Annotated in this window: 3 protein-coding genes; all 3 read left to right on the top strand. The window is 66.8% G+C overall.

The features are described from left to right. Nucleotides 1–280 (top strand): hypothetical protein (locus tag VJS38_RS03235; RefSeq protein WP_324086716.1); only part of this gene is annotated, 280 nt, incomplete at its 5' end. Between the two features lie 198 nt (nt 281–478). Further along, nucleotides 479–1,936, top strand: a complete 1,458-nt coding sequence (locus VJS38_RS03230) for a DUF2252 domain-containing protein (protein ID WP_324086715.1) — start codon at nt 479–481, stop codon at nt 1,934–1,936. Nucleotides 1,937–2,586: 650 nt separating this feature from the next. Beyond that, the coding region (locus tag VJS38_RS03225) for a hypothetical protein (protein WP_324086714.1) at nt 2,587–3,020 on the top strand (434 nt) is incomplete at its 3' end.

Genomic DNA, 3,020 nt, shown 5'->3' with positions numbered 1-3,020 from the left:
CGCTCGCGGCGGCAATTACGCCGGCGCGCGCAGCGCCAGCGTCAACCGGAACGCCAACGTCAACGTCAACCGCAACGTGAACGTCAGCGGCGGCTGCTGCCACAACGGCGGTTACTACGGCGGCGGGGTCTATCATCCGGTGGCGGCCGGCATGGCGGTGGGCGCGGTGACCGGCATGACGGCAGCGGCCGTCAGCTCCGCCGTCGCGCCGCCGCCGCCGGCCTATGCTTATCCGCCGCCTCCGCCGCCAGCTCAGGCTTACCCGCCGCCGCCGAACTAATCGTCGAACGTCCCCAGACACGCAGGCGCTTCAGATCGATGACCGCTCCGGAGCCCCCATTTCGGCAGTGCTCGTGCGTCTGCCTCAGCTCTTCGAGGCCGCTGGCCGGACGAATACGCCCGCCGCGATCGTGTCACCAACACGTCTGTGGGGCGTTCTTTCCCGGGCGGCGCAGCGCGCCGCGTGGAGGATGATGCCATGTCGCACACCATGGACGAGGCGGCCGCGTTCGCGGTTGATCCCCGCATCATCAGAGGCGAAACGCCTGCGCCCGTTCCCTCTTCGACCACTGCGGACCGGGCCCGGCGCGCGCCGCCCAAAGAGCGGAGCGTCGCCGGGCGGACGCTGCGCGAACGCGTGCCTCTCGCCGAACACGCCCGCTGGAAGCGCTCGCGGCGCAAGACCGATCCGATCCAGCTCCTGCGCGCCGCGGACGAAGGCCGCGTGCCCGAGCTCGTGCCGATCCGCTACGGCCGCATGCTGGCCTCGCCCTTCGCCTTCTACCGCGGCTCGGCCGGACTGATGGCCGCCGATCTCGCGGCCACGCCGGTCTCGGGGCTCAAGGTCCAGGCCTGCGGCGACTGCCATCTGATGAATTTCGGCGGCTTCGCCACACCCGAGCGCAACGTCCTGTTCGACCTCAACGACTTCGATGAGACCCTGCCCGCGCCTTGGGAATGGGACATCAAGCGGCTGGTCGTTTCCTTCGTTCTCGCCGCGCGATCGCTTGGGCTCTCGGACGGCAAGGGTCGTGACGCCGCGGTCGCCTGCGCCTACAGCTACCACAAACGGATGCGCTTATACGCTAAGCGACATCCCCTGGAGGTCTGGTACTCCCGCATCACCGTAGAGGATGTGCTGGCGCTTGCGCCCCGCGCCGTAGGCGCGCGTCTCCAGCGCCGGCTCGACAAAACCCTCAAGCGCCAGGGATCGGACCTCGACTTCCCCCGGCTGACCAGCATGGTCAGCGGCAAGATCGGGATCCGCGACGTCCCGCCCCTGATCTTTCACCCTGCGGATGCGCTGGCGCCCGGGTTCCGCCCCCTGGTGGAGCGGGTGCTCGCCAGCTATCGCGAGACGCTGCCGGAGGATCGGCGCTCCCTGCTCGACAACTACGCGCTGGTGGACGCGGCGATGAAGGTGGTGGGCGTGGGCAGCGTCGGCCGGCGCTGCTGGATCGTGCTGGTGATGTCGGAGTCCAACCAGCCGCTCTTCCTGCAGTTCAAGGAGGCGGTCGCCTCGGTCCTGGAGCCAGCCGCCGGGCCAAGCCTCTATCCGCACCATGGCCAGCGGGTGGTGATGGGCCAGCGGCTGATGCAGCCGGCGTCCGACCTTTTGCTGGGCTGGGTCACAGGGGAAGGCGGCATACAGTTCTACGCGCGCCAGTTGCGCGACGCTAAGATCAAGCCGTTGGTCGAGACCTTCGACTACGAGACGCTGTACTACTATGCGCGGATGTGCGGATGGGTGCTTGCGCGCGCCCACGCCAAGACCGGCGATCGGGCGTCCATCGCAGGCTACCTGGGACGCAGCGACGCCTTTGACGAGGCCATGGGCGATTTCGCGATGGCCTATGCCGACCAGGCTGAGCGCGACTACGACGCGTTGAAGACCGCCGTGCGCAATGGCCAAATCATCGCCCACACCGACATCTAACACCGGCGCGGCATCAGGTTTTACGTCAGGCAAGTCTCGGGTCAGCTACCGATTGAGCGCCTTGTTCGAGGCGCCATGATAACGCGCCCCACGAGATAGCGAAGCTTTCCACGGATGGAGCAGGAAGACAAAGTCCCCCATGGGTACCGCCAGTCGATTACGACTGCCATAACGGTATTTCTTGGATTCTCAATAACTTTTCTTCGAACTTTTTGGGCCGTAGAGTCCAAGTCGGGATGGACATTTTCGGAAAAGACTTCCGAGGTGGTTATTGGCGTTGGAATTCTATTACAAGTCGCGAGCTTATTTCGCTCCATAAGCCTCCTAGACGACTCGCCATCCAGATACAGAAAAACATCCCTGCTGTTTATCTCGGGGGTCTTATCCGTAATATTTGGAGTTCTAATCGCGATCTTTACACGCGATTAGCCTCAAAAAACGGGCTGACATCGCGACGGATCAGCCGGCTGGCGGGGCGGCGCTTTCGCCAGCCGTGCCTCCAGCAGCGGAGCCAGCGACCTTGGACTGTTCAGCCGGTGACCGCCCTTCGCCACGGCCGTGCTTTGAGCACCAAGCGGCGGGTGCGGCCCAAGACGGCGTCTCCGACCGCACCCGCACCTCTCTAGAACCGTTGCGGACTAGGCGGCCGCTTGCTCGCCCAGCACGCGGGCGAGCGCCATGCGGCGCAGACGGCGTCGGCGCATGCCGCCGCGCGTGGCCATGGCGCGTCCCAGGCGGCCAGACTCACGCCCGCCCTCCTCGTCATCCTCCTCGACGCCTTCTCCGTCCTCCTCGCCCGTGCGCTCGCGGATCAGGTGAGCGAGCACCATGCGCCGCAGGCGCCGGCGCCGCGCCGCGCCGCCGACCAGAATGCGCGCCAGCCGGCGATCCTCGTCGCCGCCTTCCTCCTCATCCTCGATCTCCTCGCCGCCGTCGTCTTCCATGCCGCTCTCGCGGAGATGGCGGGCGAGCAGCGCGCGACGGCCGCGCCGGCGCCGCACCATCCGGGCGCCGACCAGGAAGCGGACCAGCTGGCGATCCTCGTCGCCGCCTTCCTCGTCCTCCTCGATGCCTTCACCCTCTT

The sequence above is a fragment of the Phenylobacterium sp. genome, assembly GCF_035276905.1.
Lineage (GTDB): Bacteria > Pseudomonadota > Alphaproteobacteria > Caulobacterales > Caulobacteraceae > Phenylobacterium.
The sequence above is the reverse complement of the archived record's forward strand: the minus strand, read 5'-3'. Positions and strand labels throughout refer to the sequence as shown.